Genomic DNA, 23,744 nt, shown 5'->3' with positions numbered 1-23,744 from the left:
CCTCGCTGCTGCGCGGCGTCGCTACTCCGCCGATCGGTACTCCGCCGATCACTACCCCGCTCGCCGTTACTCCGCTTCGAGCGGGTACAGCGGGTTGTGGCCGTCCGCGATCCGCTCCCCGTCCGGCACCGGGCCGGGAGGGGTGCCGTCGCCGAACGGCTCGCCGCCGAGGCGCTCGCGACCGTGCGGTTCGAGCCAGCCGGCGAGATCAGGCCCCACCGGCACGATCCCCGTCGGGTTCACGTCCTCGTGCGTGATGTAGTAGTGCTGCTTGATCTGCACGAAGTCGACGGTGTCTCCGAAGCCCGGCGTCTGGAACAGATCCCGGGCGTAGCCCCAGAGGTGATCCATCTCGGCGAGCTTGCTGCGATTCGTCTTGAAGTGCCCGTGGTAGACCGGGTCGAAGCGGGCGAGCGTGGTGAAGAGGCGAACATCAGCCTCCGTGATCGTGCCGCCCATCAGATAGCGGCGCGTGGAGAGCCGCTGCTCGAGCCAGTCGAGCGCCTCCCAGAGGCGCACATAGGCCGCCTCATACGCCGCCTGGCTGCCGGCGAAGCCGCAACGGTAGACGCCGTTGTTCACTTCTGTGAAGACCCGCTCGATGACGGGCTGCATGTCGCCCCACAGCGAAGCGGGCAGCAGATCCGGTGCCCCTTCGCGGTGGTGCTCGCGCCACTGGGTCGAGAAGTCGAGGGTGATCTGCGGGTAGTCGTTCGTGACGACGCCGCCGGAGGGGATGTCGACGACGGCCGGCACGGTGATCCCCCGCGGATAGCCGGGAAAGCGGGCGAAGTAGTTCTGCTGCAGCCGCTCGGTGCCGAGCACCGGGTCGCGACCTCCCGGGTCGAGGTCGAAGGTCCAGGATCGTGCATCGTGCGTGGGGCCCGGCCGGGCGAGCGAGATCGCCTCTTCGAGCCCCAGCAGGCGGCGCACGATGACCGTGCGGTTCGCCCACGGGCAGGCGTTCGCCGCGACGAGGCGGTAGCGGCCCGGCTCCACCGGCCACGCCTCGGCCCCGTCGCTCAGCCCGAAGCCGAGCGAGCCGATCTTCGACGGCGGCGGCGCGGGCAGCCGCCGGATCGCCGCCGGATCCGCGACGATGCGATCCTCGATGTAGTGCGTGTCGCGCGTGAACTCTGCGCCGCTCGTGACATACGAGCCCCGCGTCGAGTGCTCGCCGTCGGGTGAAGCGCTGTCGGGGTCGGGTGAAGCTGCGTCGTTCGGCATGCGGGACCTCCTCGGTGCGGCCGGCGAGAACCGGATGCGGCCGAGTCTATGCCGGGATCCTTCGCAGCCTCCCAGCCGCCGAACGCGAGCCGACGCCGGAGCGCCCTGACACCGGAGCGCCTCACGCCCCAGGCAGCACGATGCCCCGGGAGCGAGGGGTGCTCCCGGGGCATCACGGTCGGCCGCAGGCCAGGAGCGTCACTCCTGGCCGGCGCGCTCCAGCACCAGCTCGCGCACGCGGGCCGCGTCGGCCTGCCCGCGCATCGCCTTCATGACGGCGCCGATGATCGCGCCGGCGGCCTGCACCTTGCCGTCGCGGATCTTCGCGAGCACGTCGGGCTGCTCGGCGAGCGCCGCGTCGACGGCCGCGATGAGCGCGCCGTCGTCGGAGACGATCGCGAGCCCGCGCGCCTCGACAATCTCGGCAGCGGTGCCCTCACCCTCGATGATGCCGGCGATGACCTGCCGCGCCAGCTTGTCGTTGAGAGTGCCCGCGTCGACGAGCTCGACGACCGAGACGATCTGCTGCGGCGTGATGAGATCGGCGGGGGCGGCCGAGCGCTCGTTCGCGATGCGCGCGATCTCGCCGGTCCACCACTTGCGCGCCGTCTGCGGCGGCACGCCGGCCGCCACGGTCGCCTCGATGCTCGTCAGCAGGCCCGCGTTCACCACGTCCTGGAACTCGAGCGCGCTGAACTGCCACTCCTGTTTGAGGCGGCGGGTGCGCAGCGTCGGGTGCTCGGGCAGCTGGGCACGCAGCTCCTCGACCAGTTCGCGCGACGGGGTGAGCGGCGCGAGGTCGGGCTCCGGGAAGTAGCGGTAGTCGTCGGCGTCGCTCTTGGGGCGGCCGGGCGAGGTCTCCCCCGTGTCCTCGTGCCAGTGGCGGGTCTCCTGCGTGATGGAGCCGCCGTCGGAGAGGATCTGCGCCTGGCGCTGGATTTCGAAGCGCACCGCGCGCTCGATCGAGCGCAGCGAGTTCACGTTCTTCGTCTCGGTGCGGGTGCCGAGCACCGACATGCCGGCGCCCTCGTTGCCGCGGGGGCGCAGCGAGACGTTCGCGTCGCAGCGCAGGTTGCCGCGCTCCATGCGGGCGTCCGAGATGCCGAGCGCGATCACGATCTCGCGGATCGTCGCCACGTAGGCGGCCGCGATCTCGGGGGTGTCGGCCTCGCCGCCGAAGACGGGGCGGGTGACGATCTCCACGAGCGGCACGCCGGCGCGGTTGTAGTCGACGAGCGAGTACTCGGCGCCCTGGATGCGACCGGTCGAGCCGCCGACGTGGTTGAGCTTGCCGGCGTCCTCCTCCATGTGAGCGCGCTCGATGGGCACGTGCACGACGCGTCCCGAGGCGAGCTCGATCTCCACGGACCCGTCGTACGCGATGGGATCGTCGTACTGCGAGATCTGGTAGTTCTTCGCCATGTCGGGGTAGAAGTAGTTCTTGCGCGCGAAGCCGGAGACCTCGGCGATCTCGCAGCCGAGCGCGAGGCCGAGGCTGATCGAGCCGCGCACCGCCTGCTCGTTGACCACGGGCAGCGCGCCGGGCAGGCCGAGGCACACCGGGGTGAGGTTCGTGTTCGGGTCGGAGCCGAAGGCGTTGGGCGCCGACGAGAACATCTTGGTCTTCGTGTTGAGCTCGACGTGCACCTCGAGCCCGATCACCGGTTCGAACAGTTCGAGGGCCTGCTCGAAGTCCATCAGCTTGGTCTTGGCCATCAGTTCGCCGCCTCTCCGGTCGAAGCACCTGCAAGGGAGGGCGCCTGCGCCCAGAACGGCGATCCGTCGCGCTCGGTGATGAGGCTCTCGATCGCGGATCCCGCGCGGTACAGGCGGGCGTCCTCGAAAGCGGGGGCCATGAGCTGCAGGCCGACCGGCAGGCCGTCCTCGCTCGCGGTGCCGATGGGCAGGCTGAGCCCGGGGATCCCCGCGAGGTTCGCCGGGATCGTGGTGGCGTCGTTGAGGTAGTCCTGCAGCGGGTCGCCGCCGTGGGCGCCGAGCTGCCACGCCGTGGTGGGAGCGGTGGGCGAGGCGATCACGTCGACCCTGTCGAAGGCGCTCGCGAAGTCGCGCTGGATCAGCGTGCGCACCTTCTGCGCGCTACCGTAGTAGGCGTCGTAGTAGCCGGCCGAGAGGGCGTAGGTGCCGAGGATGATGCGGCGCTTCACCTCGGTGCCGAAGCCGGCGGCGCGGGTCTCGCTCATCACGCTCTCGACCGTGCCGCCGCCGTCCGGGGTGACGCGCAGGCCGAAGCGCACGGAGTCGTACTTGGCGAGGTTGCTGGAGGCTTCGGCGGGCAGGATCAGGTAGTACGCGGCGACGGCGTACTCGAAGTGAGGGGCGTCGATCTCGACGATCTCGGCGCCCTGCGCTTCGAGCAGCGCCAGCGACTCGTCGAAGCGGGCCTGCACGCCCGGCTGCAGGCCGTCGAGCATGAGCTGCTTCACCACGCCCACGCGCAGGCCCTTGAGGCTCGCCGGATCGGCGCCGCCGCGGGCGGCCTCGGCCATCGAGGGCCAGGCGAAGTCGAGCGACGTCGAGTCGTGGCGGTCGTGGCCCGCGATGACGTCGTGTAGCAGCGCCGTGTCGAGCACGGTACGGGCGCACGGGCCGATCTGGTCGAGCGAGGAGGCGAGCGCGATGGCACCGTAGCGGCTGACGCCGCCGTAGGTGGGCTTGACGCCGACGGTGCCGGTGAGCGCGGCGGGCTGGCGGATCGAGCCGCCGGTGTCCGAGCCGAGCGCGAGCGGGGCCTCGAATGCGCCGACCGCCACGGCCGAGCCGCCCCCGGAGCCGCCGGGCACCCGGTCGGCCGCCCACTGGTTGCGGGTCGGGCCGTACGCCGAGTTCTCGGTCGAGGACCCCATCGCGAACTCGTCCATGTTGGTCTTGCCGATGCTGACGAGGCCGGCTGCGCGGGCCTTGGCGACCGCGGTTGCGTCGTAGGGCGAGCGGTAGCCCTCGAGGATCCGCGATCCCGAGGTGGAGGGCATGTCGGTGGTGACGAGCACATCCTTCACGGCGAGCGGCACGCCGGCGAGTTCACCGAGGGCCTCGCCCGCAGCGCGGCGGGCATCGATCTCGCGGGCCGCCGCGAGCGATACGTCGGCATCGGTCGCGAGGAAGGCGTTCAGTGCGCCGTCGACGGCCGCGATGCGGTCGAGGTGGGCGCGCGTCGCCTCTTCGGAGGAGACCTCGCCCGAGGAGAGCTTCGCGGCGAGCTCCGCCGCAGTCAGTCTGATCAGTTCACTCACTGCCGTTCCCCCTACTGCTCTTCACCGAGGATCGACGAGACCCGGAACATGCCGTCGGCCGTCTCGGGTGCGTTCGCCAGCGCCTGCTCGCGCGTGAGCACGTCGGCGACCTCGTCGGCCCGGGTGACGTTGTTCAGCGGGATCGGGTGGCTGGTGGCCGGCACGTCGTCGCGTGCGACCTCGCTGACCTTGGCGATGTTCGCGAGGATCGAGTCGAGCTCAGTGGTGAGCGAGTCGATCTCCGCGTCGGTGAGGGCGATCCGGGCGAGACCGGCGAGATGCTGCACGGTCTGCGCCGTGATCTCGCCGCTCGCGGCGCGTTCTGCCGCAGGGGTGTCAGGCATGCTGCTCCATCGTGACGTGGTGAAAAGAGTTCGGTGAACCACACCATCCTACCGAGGCCGGGGTTGAGCGAAGCTCTGCGGCCCGGGCCTTCGCGCCGTGGCCTCGCCTGCCGCCCTCGCAGCGCGCGTTCAGTCGAACGGTCCGCTGAAGAGTTGCGCGCTGATGCTCGTCAGAGGCGTTTCCCGGCCGGTCTCCCGTCCGAGCAGCCACTGGCCGCCGCCGAAGCGCTCGGCGGTGCGATGCGGGTCGAAGCTCTCGAAGTACTGCAGCGTCCCCTTGGAGGGGATCCGGAATCCCCCGAAGGAGCCGATCGCCCAGAAGTTCGCCGTTCCCACCAGCAGCTGCGGATCCCGAGCGGTGACGAAGGACGCCGGGAGCTCGGCGACGGCGGATCTCCGCCACATGGTGACGGCGGCGCGCCCTCGCCGGTGCTCGATCACGAGCCACATCGCCGGCTCGCCGCCCTGGAGATACGCCTCGAGCCAGCCGTCTTTGGTGTCCTGGCACGAGATCAGTCCGGCGACGCGGAACTCCCGCTCCTGCACGCGCAGCGGAGCGCCCGGCAGCAGGCGCGACGCCAGCGCCTCGAGGCTGCAGGGGGAATCGAGGCTGAGACGGCTCACGATCCGCTCTCAGACGATGGGGCCGCGGTCGCGCATGTTGAGATCACGATGTGCAACGTCACCCTTTCAGGGGCCTCGAACGCCCCCTCGTTCCAGCGAGCCCGCCCGCCGGATCGTCGTTCGCAGCTCGTATTTTCGGAGATTATCAGCGCCACGGCTCGATACTAACTGGAACGATCGTATTAGTTATCCAACCGTGATCTCCCCCGCGCCGCGCAGCGCGAGAGCTCCCGCGGACCCGTCACCGCCCGCGGGAACGCGGCTAAAGTGGAGAGCGCACACGGCAGGTTCGGGAGAGGGTGGTGCATGGCGACGCAGCGCAGGACCGCAGCGCAGGACCGCGGCCGGGATACGCAGATCCGCATCCTTGACGGCGCCGCTTCCGAGTTCATGAAGCACGGGTACGGCACCGTGAGCATTCGCAGCATCGCCGAGGAATCCGGAATCTCCATCGGCGCGATCTACTTCCACTTCCGCACGAAGGAGAGTATCGCGAAGGCGATCTCCGAAGAGCAGCACCATCGCTCGCTGCGGCTCATCGAAGAGATCGCCCAGCCGCTCGACGGCACGCTGCAGCGACTCGTGCACGTCTCCCGCGCCCTGGCGGATCAGATCGCGTCCGACCAGATCGTGCGCGCCGGGATGGCGCTCTCCTTCGAGAAGGACGAGTTCGCGGGCGACGTCTCGGGGTTCTACGGCGACTGGCTCCAGGCCGTCACCGAGGATCTGCGCGCCTCCTTCGAGTCCGGCGCGCTGCAGAGCCGCCTCACGCCGAGCCAGCACGCGGAGTACCTCGTCGCGCACTTCGCGGGGATCATCTCGCTCGCGATGGCGCGTCACGACATCGGGCGGCTCGGCGAGTCGCTCGCAACGATGTGGCTCGGCTCGGTGGACGGGCTCGTGCCCGCCGACTCCCGCGAGCAGGCGGTCGCCATGATCCGCAGCGCCTACGCCGACGTGCTCCACTCGAGCGACGGAGCCGGATCGCCCGCGTAACCGCCAGCATCCTGCGGGCACGAGCGGCGACCGTGTTGTTTTGAAGCAAGACGAACGTACGAGTTAAGCTGAGCGCACGCGAGACCGCGGTCCACGCTCCTAGCCCCCCCCCCGCCCCGATCCACCCGCTCGGCGTTGAGCGCAGCAAGACCTTGAGGAGAACGCGTGCCCGCAGATGGTCAGGAACTGTCGCTCGAGCACTGGCTCGGCTTAGCCGGGGAACGCTACTTCGGGGCCGGGTACAAAGACGTCGCCTACGAGATGCGCGAGGCGCGACCGGGTCTGGTGAACTTCGTCGTCCGATACCCCGATGCGTGGTCGCTCGACGCCGCGGGGCGCCCGCGCGAAACGCATCTGAGCTCGGTGGACGCCGTGGTGCTGACGCTGATGGCGGCGCAGACCCAGGGCGCGTTCGGCGGCGCGAACGAGACGGCCCGCATCTCGAGCGTCGAGCTCAGATCGGGACGCACGCCGTGGCTCGACCTCTCCCGGGTGCCGCTCGCCTTCTCGACGCAGCCCGGGGACGACGCCGGCGAGGACGTCGTGGTCGAGGCGACGGCCGGCAACATCCGCACGCGCATCGGTCTCCGAGAGGGCGGGCAGCGCGGAGACGCCCCGACCCTCCGAATCCCTCCCGGATCCGCCCCGGTGTACCCCACCGCGCTGCGAGCGGTGAGCTCGCGCACGCTCATCTCCCACGTCGACCGGGAGACTTCGAGCATCCGCGCCGAGCACGACTTCACGGAGAACGAGCTCTCCACCGGCTGCTACGGCGGCATCGAAGGCGCGCGATGGCCGTTGATCACGGTCATCGACTACCTCGTCACCATGGGGCAGATGAGCCAGGCAGTAGTCTGCCTCGCGAAGGACATCACGCGCTCGGGAATGGGCAACCTCTGGATGCGCACCATGAGCATTCGCGCCACCGGCCGCGCCACACCCCTCGGGTCGCGCATCAGCACCGAGACCCGCGTCGTGCACGACCGGTCGTGGGTGCGCGACGGCACGAGAGTGCACGACCTGCAGGTGGAATCGCGATCCAGCGACGGCATCGTGGCGAGCGCGAAGCTCGCCTTCTTCGACGAGCAGACGCCGTCTCCGGCCGAGCATTAAGGGGCAACTGACATGACAACGATCGACGACACCATGCTGCTGGCGGCGGCGGAAGAGTTCGCGCTGCGCGGCTACCACAGCGCACAGCTCGACTGGATCCTCGCCGGCGATGTCGACGCGCTCGCAGACCCGCCCCCCACCAGGCACGAGCTGGGCGTCGCCGTGCTCAACGCTGAGGGAGCCGCGATGCGCAGCGCGCAGGGAGCAGCGGCTCGACGCGCCTCAAGCCCTCTCGAACGCCTTTACTGCGTCTTCGATGAGGTGGGCGAGTTGATGGCCGGCAATGTGCTGGTGCGCGCCGGTATGCGCCTCGCGGCAGAATCGCGCACGGAGTTCCCGGAACGGCGGATCGACCCGTACGCGACCTGGCATGCGTTCTTGACGGGTGCGCTCGCAGAAGCCGCCGCAGCCGGAGAGCTTCGCCCCGGCACCAACATCGACGAGGTCGCCTGGACGCTTGTCGCCGTCGGCTTCGGCACGAAGGATCTCGTCGGCTTCCACGGCCGCTGGGAGGAGATCGGACCGCGCCTGCACGCCGCCCTCCACTACGTGCTGGGGAGCGTCATCGCTCAGGGCTGAGACATCGCGGCCACTCAGCCCTCCGGGCCGAGTTCGAAGCTCACACCCTGCTCCGTGAAGCGCGCCCGCGTGCGGGCCGACGCCCCGATGAGCACGAGGCGCTTCGCGAGCAGGGCGGTCGGGAGGTCCGCGGCAGAATCCGTGGCGAACTCCGCCGTATCCATCGGCACTCCGAGCTCGGTCAGCGCGTCCGCCTTCCGCTGACCCATCCGGTGATCCATGAATCGCACGCCGCTCGGGGTCGCCTCGATCAGCGATGCGCAGAGCAGGTGGTACGGCACACCGGCCGCCTGGAGCAACGTCTCCGCCAGGCGCTGTTCCGTCGCGGTCGCGATGACGACGCGTGCTCCGGTTTCGACCTGCCGCCTGATGCGCCGCACCGTACTCTCCCGGATCCACGAGGGATCCGCGCCGACGCGGGCGCCGAACTCCCGGGCGAGCTGCGCGTACGCCTCCTCGGACAGCCCCCGCAGCGCCACCGTCGTGATGCGCTGGGCGAGTGCCGATCTGCTCGACGTGGTGCGGCTCGCCGCCCACGCGGCGATGAGCGGCAGGGAGCGCGCATACCGGAGCCGCGATGCCCGGAGACGCGCGAGCAGCAGTTCGACGAAGGTGTCCCGGGTCGTGATGACCCCGTCGAGGTCGTAGACGTAGAGATCTGCGGGGGTGCCGGCATCGGTGTGCATGATGCGATCATCGTAGCGAAATCGGCGGCGACGCCGTGAGCCGCGCACTGCGGGCGGCCGGCTTCGATCCCTCTTGCGCCTTTTTATTGAAAGTGGTTCAATAGGCGGCACGAGGCCACTCGGCCCCCGGACACCGTCGTCTTCAGCACTCGGAGCTCACATGCGCACCTCGATCCCGCTCTCACCCCTCACCCGACGCACGCTCCTCAAGGGCGGGCTCGGTACCCTCGCGGCCGCGACCCTGCTCGGGGTCAGCGGCTGCGGGGCACCACGATCCACCCTCAACTGGGGCAACTGGACCTACTACCTCGACTACGACGTCGACACCGGGCGCTACCCCACCCTCGAAGAGTTCATGCAGACCACCGGAATCGACGTGCAGTACCTGGAGGACATCGACAGCACCGACAGCTTCTACGGAAAGATCAAGGATCAGCTCCAACTCGAGCAGGACACCGGCTACGACACCTTCTGCATCGGCGACACGCTCCTGCTCCGCCTGCTCGACAACAACCTCCTCCAGCCCTTCGACCACTCCCGGATCCCGAACCTCGCGCAACTGCTCCCCCACCTCCGCGAGTCCTCGTACGACCCGGACCTCGCGCACTCGATCCCCTGGCAGACGGGCATGACCGGCCTCTGCTACAACACCCAGCTCTACCCGCGCGGCGTCGCATCGGTCGAGGATCTCACCCGCGACGACCTCGCCGGCAAGGTCGGAGTGCTCTCCGTCATGTCGAACACCGTCGGGCTGATCATGCTCGACCAGGGCGTCGACATCGCCTCCGACTGGGGGCCCGACGAGTTCGACGACGCGATCGGCTTTCTCGAGCAGCACCTCGCCTCCGGGCAGATCGCGCAGGTGAAGGGCAACTCGTACACGCAGGATCTGCAGACCGGCGACCTGCTCGCGGGCATGTGCTGGTCGGGCGACATCGCGATGCTGAACGAGGAAGCCGGGGAGGAGATCTGGAAGTTCGTGGTGCCGGAGGCCGGCGCCTCCTACTTCACCGACAGCTTCGTGGTGCCCACCGGCAGCGAACGGATCGCCGAGGTCGAACAGCTGATCGACTTCTACTACCAGCCCGAGATCGCCGCCGAGGTGGCCGCACAACTGCGCTACGTCACCCCGGTGGCCGGCGCCCGAGAGGCGATGGAGCGCGTCGACCCCGGCCTCGTCGATGATCCGCTCATCTTCCCGAGCGACGAGACGGCGGCGCGCCTGCACGAGTTCCGCCCGCTCAGCAGTTCGGAGAACCGGGAGTTCTCGGCGGCCTTCGCGAAGGCGCTCGGGCTCTAGGAATGCGGCCCGTCGGCCTCGGCCCCGTCGACCAGGCCGCGCAGGCCGCCCTCGCCCACACCGAGCTCGCGTTCGGCGATATCCCACACCACGCGCCGCAGCGCGACGCGGGCCGCTGCATCCTCCTGGGTGAGGAACTGCATGAGGTATCCGTCCAGCGCGACGAGGATCCGCTGCGCACTGCGCTCGGCATCGTCGCTGCGGAACGCCCCCGCGTCGCAGCCCTCCCGGATCGCCTCGGTCATCTCTGCACGGTCGAGACGCATGCGCCTCGCCACAGCGCGGCGCAGCGCGTCGCTGCTGCGGCCGAGCAGCACCGCATCGACCCACGCACTGGCATTAGCGATGGCGTCCGCGTCAGTCGCAGCGAAGTCACCGATCATGAGCGCCAGCCGACGCGCGGGCGGCGCGGAATCCGGCACGGCGACCGAGTCGAAGAGCTCCTCGAAGACTGCGACCCGAAGCCCGTCGAGCGAAGTGAAGTAGTGACTCGACAGCCCCGCCGACACCCCCGCACGCGCGCGCACCTCGCTGAGCGTGAGCCCCGCGAGGCCGCACTCGCGGGTGACCTCGACCGCGCACCTGAGAATCTCGGCCCGGCGTTCATCGACGCTCAGACGGCGGCGCGGCGCTCGCGAATCCATGCCTCCACTCTAGCCACCCGCCTCACCGTCCCGCCGCTTCCCCGAGAAGGAGTCCTCCTGTGACCGACACCCCGACCGTCCCCGCGCTCCCGCCCGTCGCCGATGCCGACTCCTGGTACGAGGTCGCGGCGGACCGGCCCGGCCTCACCCTGATCATCGAGCGCTTCGTCGACGATTTCCTCCAGGCGAACCTCTGGCTCGTGCAGGGCGACGATCGGGCGATCCTCATCGACTGCGGTCTCGGGATCGTGCCCCTGGCACCGCTCGTGCAACGCCTGACTGGCGCGGAATGCCCGGTCGTGCTCAGCCACGGCCACCTCGACCACGCGGGCGCCGCCCACGAGTTCCGGGAGCGCTGGGGCCACCCCGACGACGAGCCGCGCAGCGAGCGCCGCATCAGCCTGCTCACCGCCGACCACGCCGCCGACCTGGGCCTGCGCGATGGCGAGCTCGGAACCACCGGCGACTGGCTGATCTCACGGATCCCAGGCCAATGCTACGACCCCCGAGCGTACCTCCAGCGGCCCGCACCACTCACCCGCCGTCTGCTCGACGGCGACCGCATCCAGCTGGGCGGCACCGTGCTCGAGGTGCTGCACCTGCCCGGGCACACGCCGGGCAGTCTCGCGCTCTTCGACAGGGATCGCGGGGAGCTCTACTCAGGCGACGTCGTCTACGACGACGAACTGCTCGACTCGCTTCCCGAATCCGACGCGGCGGCGTACTGCCGCAGTCTGCAGCGTCTCCGCGAGCTGCCCGTCGAGCGCGTGCTCCCCGGGCACGGGGCTGCGTTCGGCCGCGACCGGCTGCACGAGATCATCGATGACTACGTGTCGGCGATGGCTCAGGCTCCGTCGGCGGCTTCGTCCGATCCGGCCTCATCCGGTCCGGCCTCATCCGGTCCGGCATCATCCGGTCCGGCATCATCCGGTCCGGCGTCGTCCGGTCCGGCATCGTCCGGTCCGGCATCGTCCGGTCCGGCATCGTCCGGTCCGGCATCGTCGGCGGTCTGAGCGAGGGCCGCGGGGCCCTCGCTGACGAGCACCGCGAACTGCGCGGCGTCGAGCACCGGAATGCCGAGCTCCTCGGCCTTCGCGAGCTTCGAGCCGGCCCCGGGGCCGGCGGCCACATAGTCGGTCTTCTTCGAGACGCTCGACGCTGCCTTGCCGCCGGCCTGGATGATCGCCTCCTTGGCGCCGTCGCGCGTGAAGCCGTCGAGCGTGCCTGTCGCGACCACGGTGAGCCCGGCGAGCACGCCGCCCTCGGCGACCGCAGCGCCCGGACCCGGATGCCCCGGCGTCGACCACTGCACTCCGGCCGCGGCCCACCGGTCGACGATCTCGCGGTGCCAGTCGACCTCGAACCACTCCTTGAGCGACTCGGCGATGATGATACCGACGCCGTCGACCTCCGCCAGCTGCTCTGCAGACGCGTCGCGGATCGCGTCGAGCGAGCCGAACCACTCCGCGAGCGCTCGCGCGGCCACCGGCCCGACGTGACGGATGTTGAGGGACACGAGCAGCCGCCACAGCGGCTTGGTCTTCGCCTTCTCGAGCTCGGCGAGGAACGTCTCGGCGTCCTTCGAGGGCAGGATCACTCGGTGGTTTTTGCGGAACCCGGCCTTGCGCCGAGCCGGGCCGTCGAGGCCTGCGGCGGCGGGCGGGTACTCGAGCACCACGCGCTGGAACGGCGAGCGTCGCCGCGGCTCCCCCGTCTCCTCGTCGATCACCGGTTCGCCGGTTTCGCTGTCGCGCACGACGACCGTGATCGGCACGAGCTCGTCGAGGCTCAGCTCGAAGAGCCCGGCCTCGGTCTCGAGCGGCGGATCGGCGGGCACCTCGGGCTGGGTGAGAGCGGCCGCCGTGATCTCGCCGAGCACCTCGATGTCGAGCGCGCCCCGCGACCCGATGTGCTCGACGCGTCCGCGCACCTGCGCGGGGCAGGCGCGCGCGTTCGGGCAGCGCAGGTCGATGTCGCCCTCCTTCATGGGGCGCAGGGGCGTGTCGCACTCGGGGCAGCGCTCGGGCATGCGCCACTCGACCTCGCTGCCGTCGCGCAGTTCGAGCACGGCGCCGAGCACCTCGGGGATGACATCGCCCGCCTTGCGCAGCACCACCGTGTCGCCGATGAGCACGCCCTTCGCCTTCACGACCTGCTGATTGTGCAGGGTGGCCTGGCGCACCGTCGATCCGGCAACCTTCACGGGTTCCATGACCGCGTAGGGCGTGGCCCGGCCGGTGCGGCCGACGCCGACGCGGATGTCGAGGAGGCGGGTGTGCACCTCTTCGGGCGGGTACTTGTAGGCGATGGCCCAGCGCGGCGCCCGGCTCGTCTCGCCCAGCTCGGCGTGCAGATCGAGTTCGTCGACCTTCACGACGATGCCGTCGATCTCGTGCTCGACGTCGTGACGGTGCTCGCCGCGGTCGGCGATGAACTCGACGACCTCATCGACTGTGTCGAAGACGCGTGAGTGGGGCGAGACGGGCAGCCCCCACTCGGCGAGCAGCCCGTAGACCTCGGACTGGTTCTCGATGCCGGCCTGCTGCCAGGCGCCGATGCCGTGCACGTACAGCGACAGCCGCCCGAGCCGGTCGCGCATGAGCGCCAGATCGGTCTCGTTCTTCTTCTCGGCGCGCTGGCGCAGGGTGCCCGCCGCGGTGTTGCGCGCGTTCGCGAACTCGGGATAGCGGATCGCGATCCGCTCCTCGGGCACGCCCTTCGCCCGCTGCTCGGCGGCGGACTCGGCCTGCAGCTCGTGCTGGCGACGGTTGAGGGCTTCGAAGTTCTCGCTGCTGAGGAACACCTCGCCGCGCGCTTCGAAGAACTCGGGGATGCCCTCGCCGTGCAGCTCGCGCGGGATGGCCGGGATGAGCTCGACGTTCTCGGTGATGTCTTCGCCGACCCGCCCGTCGCCGCGGGTGGTCGCGGTTTCGAGCACGCCGCCCCGGTATGCGAGGCTGATCGCGAGCCCGTCGATCTTCAGCTCGGAGAGCCAGCGCACCTCGCGGCCGGCCGCGGCTCGCGTCTTCTCGGCCCACTCGCGGAACTCGTCGAGCGAGAAGACGTTGTCGAGACTGAGCATGCGTTCGGCGTGCTCGTGCTCGGGGAAGCCCGCGGAGACGACGGCGGCGCCCACCTCGCGGGTGGGGCTGTCCTGCCCCGCGAGCTCGGGGAAGGCCCGTTCGAGCGCTTCGAGGCGGTGGAACATCTCGTCGTACTCCGCATCGGAGACGAGGCTCGCGGCCTCGGAGTAGTAGGCGCGGCGCAGGCGCTCGATCTCGACGGTCAGCCGCTCGGCTTCGGCGCGGGCCTCATCGAACTCTTCGGGGATCGGCGCGTTCTCGTTCACGTCTTCAGTCTAGGAGCGACCGCAGACATTCGCGCCCATCCGCGTCTCCTGCGATCCGAGGTCGCCAGCGCTGACGTTTCGCCGGGGCGCAGACCCTCCCCGAGCGATCTCAATGAGCGGCAGCGGGAACTGCGGCGGGCACCGCCCGGTCGATCGTGAACTGGCCGAGCACCCGCGTGCCGATGTAGATCACCGCGGTCTGGCCGGGTGCGACGCCCAGCAGCGGCTCCGCCCGGTTGAGATCGATGTCGACCACGATCTCGTGCGTCGCACCGGTGCGGTGCTGCTCGGTGCGCTCGGAGTCGAGGATCGGTTCGAGCCGCGCCCGCGCGGGCACGGGGTCGGCATGCGCCCGGATCTGCACCTCGCAATCGAAGCTGTCGCCCACGTCGAACCCCGGATCCCCGGCCCAGCTGAAGCGTCCGCCCGCGATCCGGCCGATGGCGAGGCTCTGCTTCGGGCCGACCACGACCTGGTTCGAGACCGGGCGGATCGACAGCACGTAGCGCGGCTGACCGTCGGGCGCGGGCCGCCCGAGCTGCAGGCCGCGCCGCTGCCCCACCGTGTAGCCGTGGGCGCCGTCGTGGCGGCCGACCACCTCGCCGGACTCGTCGAGGATCTCCCCCGGCTCGCGCGCGAGGTGATCCGAGAGCCACCCGCGCGTGTCGCCGTCGGGGATGAAGCAGATGTCGTGACTGTCGGGCTTCTGCGCGACCTGCAGCCCGCGATCCTCGGCCTCCGCCCGGATCAGCTCCTTCGAGGGCGTGTCGCCGAGCGGGAAGTAGCAGTGCGCGAGCTGCCGCTCGGTGAGCACGCCGAGCACGTACGACTGGTCTTTCGTCCAGGCGCTCGCGCGGTGCAGCTCGCGACCGTGAGGGCCGTCCTGGAGGCTCGCGTAGTGCCCGGTCGCCACGGCGTCGAAGCCGAGGGCGATCGCCTTGTCGAGCAGCGCCGCGAACTTGATCTTCTCGTTGCAGCGCATGCACGGGTTCGGGGTGCGACCGGCGGCGTACTCCGCGATGAAGTCGTCGACGACGTCTTCTTTGAAACGCTCGCTGAGATCCCAGACGTAGAAGGGGATGCCGAGCAGCCCCGCAGCGCGGCGGGCGTCCATCGCATCCTCGATCGTGCAGCAGCCGCGGGAGCCGGTGCGCAGGGTGCCGGGCATGCGACTGAGCGCGAGGTGCACGCCCACCACGTCGTGACCCGCTTCAACGGCGCGTGCCGCCGCGACGGCGGAATCCACGCCCCCGCTCATCGCCGCCAGGATCTTCATCCGAGCCATTCTACGCGCTCGGCGCGGCGCGCGCCCGATCCACTTCTCAGCACACCCGCCACGGGCGAAGCGCGGTCAGGAGAGCCCGGCCGCCCGCGCCCGCTCGAGCGCAGCGGGCAGCGCGCCGAGCAGCGCCTCGATCTCGTCGTCCCGGGTGTCGGGGCCGAGGGTGAAGCGCAGCGCCCCCGCGGCCTCCGCCGCGGGCAGCCCCATCGCGAGCAGCACGTGCGAGATCTCGGCGACGCCCGCACGGCACGCCGAACCGACGGAGACCGACACCCCCGCGGCGTCGAGCAGGAACACGAGCGAGTCGCCCTGACAGCCGGGGAACGTGAAGTGCGCATTGCCCGGCAGCCGGAATGCGCCGACCTCAGCGCCGGGCTCGGGCCCGCGCAGCACGGCATCGGCGTCGATCGCGCGCACCCCGGCGACGAGGCGGTCGCGCAGCGCTGCCAGGCGTGCGGTGCGCTCCGGGTGGGGGCGCTCGTCGGCGTCGAGGGCGATGTCGAGGGCGGCGGCGAAGGCGACGGCGCCCGCGACGTCCTGGGTGCCGGATCGGGCCCGCTGCTGGGTGCCGCCGTGCATCAGCGGATCGGCGGCGGTGCGCCGCCCGAGCACGAGGGCCCCTACGCCGACCGGCCCGCCGATCTTGTGCGCCGAGACCGACACGGCCGCCGCTCCCGACGCCGCGAAGTCGATCGGCAGCTGCCCCAGCGCCGACACGGCGTCGACGTGGGCGGGAACGCCCGCCGCCGCCGCGATCCGGCACAGCTCCGCGACCGGCTGCACCGTTCCCACCTCGTTGTTCGCCCACAGGAACGAGACGAGCGCGACGCGATCGGCCCCCTCCTCGGCGATCGCGGCCTCGAGCACGGCGGGGTGCAGCACCCCCTCCGCGTCGACGGGCAGCCACCGCAACCGCGCGCCCTGGGCGTCGCGCAGCCACTCGGCGGCTTCGACGGTGGCGTGGTGCTCACCCTCGGCGACGAGGATCACGGGATCGAGCGCCAGCGCGGCACGACGTGCCCAGTAGACGCCCTTCAGCGCCAGGTTGATCGATTCGGTACCGCCGCCGGTGAGGATCAGCTCGGCCGCGTCGCAGCCGAGCCCGCGGGCGATGCGCTCGCGCGCCTGCTCGAGTCGTTCGCTCGCACGCTGCCCGTGCCCGTGGGTGGAGGCGGGGTTCCCCACCGTGCGCAGCGCTTCGGCGTAGGCGTCGAGCACCGCGTCGGGCATCGGCGAGGTCGCCGCGTGGTCGAGATAGGCTCGCACGTCGCTCAGGCCGGGTCGCACCCGCTCAGTAGAGCAGGCTCGCGAGACGGCCGCGGGCGGCGATGACTCGCGGATCCGCGATCCCGACGACCTCGAAGAGTTCGAGCAGGCGTTCGCGGATCGCGGCGCGGTCATCGGCGTCGGTGCTCGCGGCGAAGAGTTCGAGCAGCCGCAGGAAGGCATCCTCGACGTGGCCGCCCGAGACGTCGAGGTCGGCGACGCCCATCTGCGCGGCGACATCGCTCGGATCGGCCGCGGCCGCGCTGCGGATCTCATCGACGGTGCGCCCCTGCAGGCGCTGCAGCAAACGCATCTGGACGAGCGCGGCGCGGGCTTCCGCGTCGGCCGGGGCCTTCGCGAGCACCGCCTCCCACTCGGCTACCGCTGCGGCGTAGTCGCCCTGCTCGGCCGCCTCCACCGCGGCCCGGTGCGCCTCGGGGATCTCGGGTTCGACGGGGCCGGCGGGCGCGTCCTCGCCCTCGGCGTCGCCCTGATCCGGAGCACTCACCCGGCCGACGACCCCGTGCTGCTCGGCCAGCTGCACGAGCTGCGTGAAGAACTCGCGCACCTGCGCCTCGGGCACCGCGCCCTGGAAGAGGGGCACCGGGCGGCCCGCGACGAGCGCGACGACGGTGGGGATCGACTGCGCCTGGAACGCCTGCGCGAGGCCGGGGTTCGCGTCGACATCGACCTTCGCGAGCAGCACGCGGCCGTCGAACTCGCGCGTGATCTTCTCGATCACGGGGCTCAGCGTCTTGCAGGGCTGGCACCACTCGGCCCAGAGGTCGAAGACCACCGGCACCACCGACGACAGCTGCGCGATCTGCTCGAACGTGGCGTCGGTGACGTCGAGCACGAGCGAGGGCACGTCGACGGTCTGGGCCGCGGCCTGCGACTGGCCCGCCGGCGCCCCACCGGGCTGGCCGCCGGGCGCGGCCTGGCCGCGAGCTGCGAGATGGCTCAGGTCGACTCCGCCGCCGGGAATGCGGGCGGGCATCTGCTGGGTCATGTCTAGTTCCTCACTCCTACGAGTTCGCTCGTCACGCCGAGCAGCTGGATCTTGCTTCCGTCGGTCTTGCTGGGCACGAAGAAGAGCAGCTGGTGGGCGACCTCCTGCACGAGCCGCTCCTGCTCGCCCGACATTCCGGACAGGGCGGTGACCGCCCCGTTCGCCTGCGGCTTGTAGCGGCCGCCGGCCGCGTCGACGATCTGCTCCTCGATCACGGTCGTCGCCACGAGCGCGCCGCCGACGCCGGTCGACAGCGCGACCGGGTCTTCGTCCCCCTGCCGTGCCGCGACCGAGTAGGCCATCGTCTGGCCCTTCGCATCCGACTGCGCCTGCGCCTGCTCCGCGAGGGTCTTGCCGTAGTTCTGCAGCAGAGTGTCCTCGGCGATGTCGAAGGCCTCGGCCTCGGGCACGTCCGGGCCGCCCTGCAGCACCGCCGCGAACTGCGCACCCACCTCTCCGGGAGGCAGCACGAGCGACTCGATGTCGTTCGCGAGCAGCGCGGTGCCCTCCTCGGCCGGGGCCGCCTGCGGCATCGAGATCCCGCCGCGCAGCGCGATGACGCGCGAGACCTGGTAGTTCTGCTGCGGTGTCTCCTGCGTGAGCACGAGGGCGAGCGAGGGCGATGCCGCGGGCGTCTCCTTGTCACCGCTCTCGGCGTCGTCGGCCTTCCCGCTGTCGCGCGAGGAGGCGACCGTCACGAACAGCGTGCGGGGCCACGACTCCGTGCTCTGCACGAGCTCGTAGTCGAGCTCCTCATCGGTGATGCGCGGGGGCACCACGCTGTAATCGGGCATGCCGGCCCTGATCGTGTAGTTCGCCGTGCGCTGGGTGAGCGCGTCCCCGGTGAAGCGGTCGCGGAGCAGGTCGACGCTGAGGGCGTCATCGGCTTCGTTCGCCACCGCAGACACGCGCTCCACGATCCGGCTGAGCTGCCCGTCGGTGACGGGCACGGGCGCCGCGGACGACGGCGTGGGAGAGACCGGCTCCTCCTGCTTCGTGTCCGAGCCGAGCTGCGGCCAGTAGCTGGGCGAGCAGCCCGTGAGCCCGACCACCGCGACGAGCCCGAGGGCCGGAATCGCGAAGCCCCGGCGCACGCGCGCACGACGCTCGGAGCGCATCGGCGCGGTGCCGCCCTCGGGGCGGGTCGCATCAGCGGGAGCGGATCCGCCATCGCCGCCATCGCGACCGTCGACGGGCGCCGCAGTGCCGCGAGAGGACTTGCCGAAGGCGTTGCGAATGCCCTGCAGCGGCCCGCGACGGCCGCGACGCGGGCCGAGCCCGCGACGGTTGTGGTCGACGGCGAGCAGGTAGAGCACGCCGCCGAGGAGCGCGAACAGCGCACCGCCCACGAGCAGCGGACCGACCCAGGGCGTGTTGCGATCCTGGGCCCACACGAGCGAGACGTCCGCTGGCACGGGGTCCTCTCCGTTCGAGGCGATCAGCACCGACTGTCCGGCGTCGAGCGCGACTGGCACCCGCAGCGTGCTGGCATCGGCGCCGCGCCGGTCGTCGTCGACCGAGCGCTCTTCGAGCCACAGGTCACTGCCTTGGGGATCGACGGGCTCGGGCTCCTCGGCCTCTCCCCCGGCCTCCGGCGCTTCGAGCACGGCCGGCGCGATGAGCGCGCTCAGCAGCCGCTGCTGCTTCTTGTCGACGGTGAGTTCGGCGTGCAGGTACGGTTCGAGCCAGCCCTCGACGTCGCGCGTCTGACCGGTGGCGACGAACGCCTGCCCGCCCCGCACCACGACGTTGGCCTGACCCGGCACCTTCGCGAGTTCGGAACCGTCGACCAGCGCGTAACCGGCCTCGGAGTTGGTCTCGACCGGAAAACTGATCTCGGAGGGGCCTGCGAGGAAAGTGCGCTGGCCGATGCCCAGCAGTAGCAGAACACCGGAGATCACCAGCGCTGCGATCGCGAGCACATATCGCACGGGGGCTCCTATCCACGGATGACGGCGCTCGGCCGCCCGTCGCAGCCGGCGGCGGACGGGTCGAGCGCGACTCTTCACCACAACGCTACCGGAGCTTCCTCGAAGCGGCATGGGTGCGGCCCGGGGAACCCCCAAGTTCCGGTGTCTCCGCTCCCGCCCGAGCGTCGCAACTCTGCGCAGTGCGTGACGGACTCGCTCACGCTCCGAATACGTCGCCCTCGGTGCCGGCCTCCGGCACGACCGCCCGCGGGTGATTTTTCCCGGATCCCGATTCACCCCGAGGGCGAGTGCGATAATCTGGACCTCATTCTCCGTGCCAGCCCAGCCGCCCCGTCTGGCCCGCACGATCTCGTACGATTCCCGGAGGCCACGTGTCCGAATCAGCTCAGCAGTTCTCCCCTGCCTTCCGCGGCTACAACCGCGAAGAAGTGGACGAGCGCATCGGCTCACTCACCGGCCACATCACCACGCTGCAGTCGCACCTCGAATCCTTGCAGTCCGCCCACCAGCAGGCCACGCATGTGGGCCAGGAGCAGCGACAGCTCATCGCCGAGCTCCAGGATCAGGTCGCCGAACTCGGCGCCACCGGCTACTCCGGGCTCGGGCTGCGCGTTGAAAAGAGCCTCAAGATCGCCGAGGATCACGCGCAGCGCCTGATGGCCCAGGCCGACCTCGACGCCGAGAAGCTGCGCCGCTCCTCGGAGGAGGAAGCCAAGCGCGTGCTCACCCAAGCGCAGAGCCGGGCCGACGAACTGCTCTCCTCGGCCTCCGAACAGGCTGAGATCATCATCACCGGTGCGCGCACCGACCTCGCCGAGCAGACCGCCGCCGCGAACGCCGATCGCGAGCGCCTCGTGGCCGAGGCCCGCCGCGACGCCGAACTCACCCTCAGCTCCGCCGCCCGCGAAGCCGAGACGGAGCGCGAGACCGCCCACCGCGACGCCCAGGCAGAGCTCGCCGCCGCCCGCGCAGAGGCCGAGCGCGTGACCGCCGACGCCCGCACCGCCGCGAACGAGCTGCGCGCCGAGACCGAGCGGCACGCGGAGAACTTCAGCAGGCAGCGGGCCGAGAGCGAGCGCGAAGCCGAGCTCGAACGCGCCAGGCTCGTGCAGGAGGCCGAGCGCGCTCGCGCCGAGTTCGAGGCCAAGCGCCAGCGCGAGGAAGCCGAACTCGAGGAGCGCTACACCGAGCGCCAGCGCGAACTGGAAGGCCGCCTCGACGCCGAGCGACGCGCCCTGAGCACCGAGATGGAGACGCTGCGGGGCCGTATCGCGCAGGAGCGCGCGGAGCACGACGAAGCCCTCGCCGCCGAACGCGAGGCGCACGAGCGCCGCATCGCCTCGGAGCAGCAGACGCACGCCGAGCGCATCGCGCAGGAGCGCGCGGAGCACGACGCCGACATCGCGCGCGGCCTCGAAGCGCAGCAGGCCGAACTCACCACGCTCGCCGAACAGGGAGCTCGGGAGCGGTCGCGCGCCGACGAACTGGCCGCCCGCGACCGCTTCGAGGCGCAGCAGCGCCTCGAAGCCGAACTGGCCGCGGCGAGCGAGCGGCAGGAGCAGCAGCTGCGCCAGGATCTCGAAGCCCACGAGGCGCGGATCGCCGCCGAGCGCGAGACCCACGAGCAGGCCGTTCGCGAGGAGCGCGACGCCCACGACGAGTCGATGCGCGCCGAGATCGTCTCGCACGAGGCACGGCTCAAGAACGAGCGCGACGCCCAGGAGGAGCGCCTGTCCGCCGAGCTGTCGGCCCACGTCTCCCGTCTGGCGCGGGAGCGCGAGACGCACGAGCAGGGCATCGCCGAGGAGCGCGAGACTCACGACCGTGCGCTCGCCGGGGAGCGGGAGGAGCACGAGAGCCGCATCGCCCGCGAATCGGAGGCCCACGCGAGCCGCATCGCGCAGGAGCGCGAAGAACACGAGGCACGCATCGCGCAGGAGCGCGAGGAGCACGACGCCGCCATCGCTCGCGAGCGCGAAGAGCACGAGAGCCGCATCGCCCGGGAGTCGGAGGCCCACGCGGGCCGTCTGGCTGACGAGCAGGAGCTGCAGGAGCGCGAGCTCGCCGCGCAGCGCACCTCGCAGCAGAATCTTCTCGCGACCGAGATCGAGGCGCACGAGATCCGCATCGCCCGTGAGCGGGAAGCCCACGAGAACCGCATCGGCAGCGAGCTCGCCGGCCATCAGGACCGGTTGATCGCAGAGTGGGAGGACCACCGCGGGCGCATCGACGCCGAGCGTCAGGCCCACGAAGCCGAGCTCGCCGACGAGCGCGCGCATCAGGAGCAGCAGCTCGCCCGACAGCACGAGGAGCACCGGGCGCAGCTGTCGGACGAGGCCACCGTGCACGCCGAGCGGCTCGCGTCGCAGTTGCGCGAGCACGAGCAGCGCATCGCCGACGAGGCCACCGCAGCCGAGGAGCGACTCCGGATCCAGCGCGAAGAGGCCGCCGAAAGCCTCGGGCTGCAGCGCGAAGAACTTGAACTGCAGGTGGATCGCGAGCGCGCGAAGCTCGCGGCCGACATCGCGCGCGAACGCGAAGAGCACGATCGAGCCATGGCGGCAGCCCGTGCCCAGCACGAGGACGACCTGCGCCGGGAGCGCGAGGCCCAGGCCGCCGCGATCGAACGCGAGGTCGCCGCGAAGCGGGCCGAGGTCACCGAGGAGACCGATCTGCTGCGCACCGACACTGTCGCCGAGCTCGCCGAGCACCGCGCCACCGAGGAGGCGCGCCTCGCGCAGCTGCGCAGCGAGACCGAGGACGCCGTGCGCGCCCTCCGCGAGCAGATCGACGCCGACACCCTCGAGTTCACGACTTCCTCGACGCAGCAGCGCGAAGCCCTCGAGCAGGATCTCGCGGCTCGGCAGCAGGAGGCCGCAGAGGCGTCGCGCCGGGAGATCGAGGCCACCCGCGCGGAGCTGTCCGCGCTCCGCGAGCAGCTCGAGACGGGACGGGCCGAGTACCAGCGCATCACCTCCGAAGCCGCCCAGGACGCGCGCAACACCCGCGCAGAGGCGGAGCGCCACGCTGCCGAGATCGTGGTCGAGGCCGAGCAGCGCGCGCAGAACACCTTCGCCGCCGCCGAAGACCGTGCGACGAAGGTGCTCGCCGCGGCCGAGGACCGCATGGTCCAGCTGAAGGTCGAGCGCGGCGCGGTGGCCCGCTACTTCGAGAGCCTCGGCGAAGTGCTCACCAACGCTCAGAAGATGAGCAGCGTCGCAGGGCGCGTCGTCGAGCAACCGCTCACGGACGCAGGCGACGATGCGCCCGCGCAGACGGCCGAGGGCGAGCAGGCATGACGCTCACCGCTGCGGCCGACGGCTCCGCCCTCGGCAACCCCGGCCCCGCCGGCTGGGCGTGGGTGATCGACGGCGAGCAGTGGCGCGCCGGCGGATGGCCGCGCGCCACCAACAACCAGGGCGAGCTCATGGCCGTGCTCGACCTGCTGCACGCCACGGCGGAGCGCGCCGACGAGCCGCTGCGCGTGCTCTGCGACAGTCAGTACGTCATCAACTCGCTGACGCAATGGATGGCCGGCTGGAAGCGTCGCGGCTGGCGCAAGGCGGACGGCAAGCCGGTGCTCAACCGAGAACTGCTCGAACAGCTCGATGCCGCCCTCGCCGGTCGTGACGTGCGCTTCGAGTGGGTGAAGGGCCACGCCGGTCACCCGCTCAACGAGGCCGCTGACCAGCGCGCACGCGCCGTGGCACTCGCCTTCCAGGCGGGCACCAGACCCGATCACGGGCCCGGCCTCGCCGGCGCCGAGGCGCCCACCCCGCAGGTCGACGTGACGGCACCGCCCGCTCCCCCGACGCTCTTCTGAGCGCGGCGCGCGGGCGCGCTCTCAGACCGACTGCCAGCAGTACGAGTGGTAGTGGCGCCGGTCGCGCACGGCCGCCTCGTCGCCGAAGAAGTGCTCGGCGCTCCAGGCGACGATGTGCGCCTGCCCCGGAGGCACCTCGTTCGCGCAGATCGGGCAGCGGTAGCTCTTCTCCGCCCGGTGCGCCGGGATCTCGCGCACGAACCACTCCTCGCCGCGGCGCGACTCGCGGCGCGCGCCGCCGTACGCGAGGCGGGTCACATCGCGGGGCGGGGTCGCCGCAGCCCGCTGGTACTTGGTGACCCGGCGGTTACGCGCCACGG

Annotated in this window: 19 protein-coding genes and 1 pseudogene; 7 read left to right on the top strand and 13 right to left on the bottom strand. The window is 71.2% G+C overall.

All coding sequences use genetic code 11. The features are described 5' to 3' along the window. Window positions 1-66: 66 nt before the first annotated feature. The 5 genes from H629_RS0106275 to H629_RS0106255 all read right to left on the bottom strand — a co-directional run bounded on the left by H629_RS0106275 (window position 67) and on the right by H629_RS0106255 (window position 5,446). A complete protein-coding gene (locus H629_RS0106275; protein ID WP_024356444.1) occupies window positions 67-1,227 on the bottom strand; it encodes a glutathione S-transferase C-terminal domain-containing protein in 1,161 nt (386 codons plus the stop codon). Between the two features lie 198 nt (window positions 1,228-1,425). After that, complete coding sequence (gene gatB / locus H629_RS0106270; RefSeq protein ID WP_024356443.1) at window positions 1,426-2,943, bottom strand: Asp-tRNA(Asn)/Glu-tRNA(Gln) amidotransferase subunit GatB; 1,518 nt, start codon at window positions 2,941-2,943, stop codon at window positions 1,426-1,428. Beyond that, complete coding sequence (gene gatA, locus H629_RS0106265) at window positions 2,943-4,478, bottom strand: Asp-tRNA(Asn)/Glu-tRNA(Gln) amidotransferase subunit GatA (protein ID WP_024356442.1); 1,536 nt, start codon at window positions 4,476-4,478, stop codon at window positions 2,943-2,945. Before gatA ends, gatB begins: the two co-directional genes overlap by 1 nt. An 11-nt stretch (window positions 4,479-4,489) precedes the next feature. After that, complete coding sequence (gene gatC, locus H629_RS0106260; RefSeq protein ID WP_024356441.1) at window positions 4,490-4,822, bottom strand: Asp-tRNA(Asn)/Glu-tRNA(Gln) amidotransferase subunit GatC; 333 nt, start codon at window positions 4,820-4,822, stop codon at window positions 4,490-4,492. Between the two features lie 129 nt (window positions 4,823-4,951). Next, window positions 4,952-5,446 (bottom strand): hypothetical protein, encoded by a 495-nt coding sequence (locus tag H629_RS0106255; protein ID WP_024356440.1) that lies wholly within the window; start codon window positions 5,444-5,446, stop codon window positions 4,952-4,954. A gap of 306 nt (window positions 5,447-5,752) precedes the next feature. On the opposite strand from H629_RS0106255, the gene H629_RS0106250 reads away from it, so the two are divergent. The 3 genes from H629_RS0106250 (at window position 5,753) to H629_RS0106240 (ending at window position 8,134) form a co-directional block, all read left to right on the top strand. Continuing rightward, on the top strand, window positions 5,753-6,442 hold the full coding sequence (locus tag H629_RS0106250; protein WP_024356439.1) for a TetR/AcrR family transcriptional regulator: 690 nt from the start codon (window positions 5,753-5,755) through the stop codon (window positions 6,440-6,442). Window positions 6,443-6,607: 165 nt separating this feature from the next. Next, entirely contained in the window at window positions 6,608-7,555 is a 948-nt protein-coding gene (locus H629_RS0106245) for an AvrD family protein (protein ID WP_024356438.1), read from the top strand. A gap of 12 nt (window positions 7,556-7,567) precedes the next feature. Further along, window positions 7,568-8,134, top strand: coding sequence for a hypothetical protein (locus tag H629_RS0106240; protein WP_024356437.1), 567 nt, complete (start codon window positions 7,568-7,570; stop codon window positions 8,132-8,134). 14 nt (window positions 8,135-8,148) lie between these two features. Here H629_RS0106240 and H629_RS0106235 read toward each other — a convergent pair whose 3' ends face one another. Further along, window positions 8,149-8,820 carry a haloacid dehalogenase-like hydrolase gene (locus tag H629_RS0106235; RefSeq protein ID WP_024356436.1) on the bottom strand — a complete coding sequence of 224 codons (672 nt, stop codon included), beginning with the start codon at window positions 8,818-8,820 and terminating at the stop codon, window positions 8,149-8,151. Between the two features lie 160 nt (window positions 8,821-8,980). On the opposite strand from H629_RS0106235, the gene H629_RS0106230 reads away from it, so the two are divergent. Further along, the gene (locus H629_RS0106230; protein WP_024356435.1) at window positions 8,981-10,120 is read left to right on the top strand and encodes an ABC transporter substrate-binding protein; all 1,140 of its coding nucleotides are present in this window, start codon (window positions 8,981-8,983) and stop codon (window positions 10,118-10,120) included. Here H629_RS0106230 and H629_RS0106225 read toward each other — a convergent pair. Then, entirely contained in the window at window positions 10,117-10,764 is a 648-nt protein-coding gene (locus H629_RS0106225; RefSeq protein ID WP_024356434.1) for a TetR family transcriptional regulator C-terminal domain-containing protein, read from the bottom strand. The two genes, H629_RS0106230 and H629_RS0106225, sit on opposite strands and share 4 nt — an antisense overlap. 59 nt (window positions 10,765-10,823) lie before the next feature. On the opposite strand from H629_RS0106225, the pseudogene H629_RS15635 reads away from it, so the two are divergent. Then, window positions 10,824-11,534: pseudogene (locus tag H629_RS15635) on the top strand (MBL fold metallo-hydrolase); the annotation flags it as partial. A 74-nt stretch (window positions 11,535-11,608) separates the two neighbouring features. Here H629_RS15635 and ligA read toward each other — a convergent pair. The 5 genes from ligA to H629_RS0106185 form a co-directional block, all read right to left on the bottom strand. Further along, a complete protein-coding gene (gene ligA, locus H629_RS0106205; RefSeq protein WP_024356432.1) occupies window positions 11,609-14,113 on the bottom strand; it encodes an NAD-dependent DNA ligase LigA in 2,505 nt (834 codons plus the stop codon). 109 nt (window positions 14,114-14,222) lie between these two features. Beyond that, entirely contained in the window at window positions 14,223-15,389 is a 1,167-nt protein-coding gene (mnmA, locus tag H629_RS0106200) for a tRNA 2-thiouridine(34) synthase MnmA (protein ID WP_024356431.1), read from the bottom strand. A gap of 75 nt (window positions 15,390-15,464) precedes the next feature. Next, on the bottom strand, window positions 15,465-16,661 hold the full coding sequence (locus H629_RS0106195) for a cysteine desulfurase family protein (protein WP_024356430.1): 1,197 nt from the start codon (window positions 16,659-16,661) through the stop codon (window positions 15,465-15,467). A gap of 25 nt (window positions 16,662-16,686) precedes the next feature. Continuing rightward, window positions 16,687-17,670 (bottom strand): tetratricopeptide repeat protein, encoded by a 984-nt coding sequence (locus H629_RS0106190; protein WP_024356429.1) that lies wholly within the window; start codon window positions 17,668-17,670, stop codon window positions 16,687-16,689. Between the two features lie 2 nt (window positions 17,671-17,672). Beyond that, window positions 17,673-19,601, bottom strand: coding sequence for a DUF8094 domain-containing protein (locus H629_RS0106185; RefSeq protein WP_024356428.1), 1,929 nt, complete (start codon window positions 19,599-19,601; stop codon window positions 17,673-17,675). 371 nt (window positions 19,602-19,972) lie between these two features. On the opposite strand from H629_RS0106185, the gene H629_RS0106180 reads away from it, so the two are divergent. Then, window positions 19,973-22,900 (top strand): coiled-coil domain-containing protein, encoded by a 2,928-nt coding sequence (locus H629_RS0106180; RefSeq protein WP_024356427.1) that lies wholly within the window; start codon window positions 19,973-19,975, stop codon window positions 22,898-22,900. Continuing rightward, window positions 22,897-23,424 carry a ribonuclease H family protein gene (locus H629_RS0106175; RefSeq protein WP_024356426.1) on the top strand — a complete coding sequence of 176 codons (528 nt, stop codon included), beginning with the start codon at window positions 22,897-22,899 and terminating at the stop codon, window positions 23,422-23,424. Before H629_RS0106180 ends, H629_RS0106175 begins: the two co-directional genes overlap by 4 nt. A 21-nt stretch (window positions 23,425-23,445) precedes the next feature. On the opposite strand, the gene H629_RS0106170 is transcribed toward H629_RS0106175, so the two are convergent. Further along, window positions 23,446-23,742 (bottom strand): hypothetical protein, encoded by a 297-nt coding sequence (locus H629_RS0106170; RefSeq protein WP_024356425.1) that lies wholly within the window; start codon window positions 23,740-23,742, stop codon window positions 23,446-23,448. Window positions 23,743-23,744 lie beyond the last annotated feature (2 nt).

This window comes from Leucobacter chironomi DSM 19883, from assembly GCF_000421845.1.
GTDB lineage: Bacteria > Actinomycetota > Actinomycetes > Actinomycetales > Microbacteriaceae > Leucobacter > Leucobacter chironomi.
Note: the sequence above shows the minus strand (reverse complement) of the source record. Positions and strands in the feature narration are given on the sequence as shown.

Excerpts from the sequence above, each read along its gene's own strand:
- H629_RS0106275 (WP_024356444.1), bottom strand. The coding sequence starts at position 1,227 with ATGCCGAACGACGCAGCTTCACCCGACCCCGACAGCGCTTCACCCGAC.
- gatB (WP_024356443.1), bottom strand. The coding sequence starts at position 2,943 with ATGGCCAAGACCAAGCTGATGGACTTCGAGCAGGCCCTCGAACTGTTC.
- gatC (WP_024356441.1), bottom strand. The coding sequence starts at position 4,822 with ATGCCTGACACCCCTGCGGCAGAACGCGCCGCGAGCGGCGAGATCACG.
- H629_RS0106250 (WP_024356439.1), top strand. The coding sequence starts at position 5,753 with ATGGCGACGCAGCGCAGGACCGCAGCGCAGGACCGCGGCCGGGATACG.
- H629_RS0106240 (WP_024356437.1), top strand. The coding sequence starts at position 7,568 with ATGACAACGATCGACGACACCATGCTGCTGGCGGCGGCGGAAGAGTTC.
- H629_RS0106235 (WP_024356436.1), bottom strand. The coding sequence starts at position 8,820 with ATGCACACCGATGCCGGCACCCCCGCAGATCTCTACGTCTACGACCTC.
- H629_RS0106230 (WP_024356435.1), top strand. The coding sequence starts at position 8,981 with ATGCGCACCTCGATCCCGCTCTCACCCCTCACCCGACGCACGCTCCTC.
- H629_RS0106225 (WP_024356434.1), bottom strand. The coding sequence starts at position 10,764 with ATGGATTCGCGAGCGCCGCGCCGCCGTCTGAGCGTCGATGAACGCCGG.
- mnmA (WP_024356431.1), bottom strand. The coding sequence starts at position 15,389 with ATGAAGATCCTGGCGGCGATGAGCGGGGGCGTGGATTCCGCCGTCGCG.
- H629_RS0106190 (WP_024356429.1), bottom strand. The coding sequence starts at position 17,670 with ATGACCCAGCAGATGCCCGCCCGCATTCCCGGCGGCGGAGTCGACCTG.
- H629_RS0106175 (WP_024356426.1), top strand. The coding sequence starts at position 22,897 with ATGACGCTCACCGCTGCGGCCGACGGCTCCGCCCTCGGCAACCCCGGC.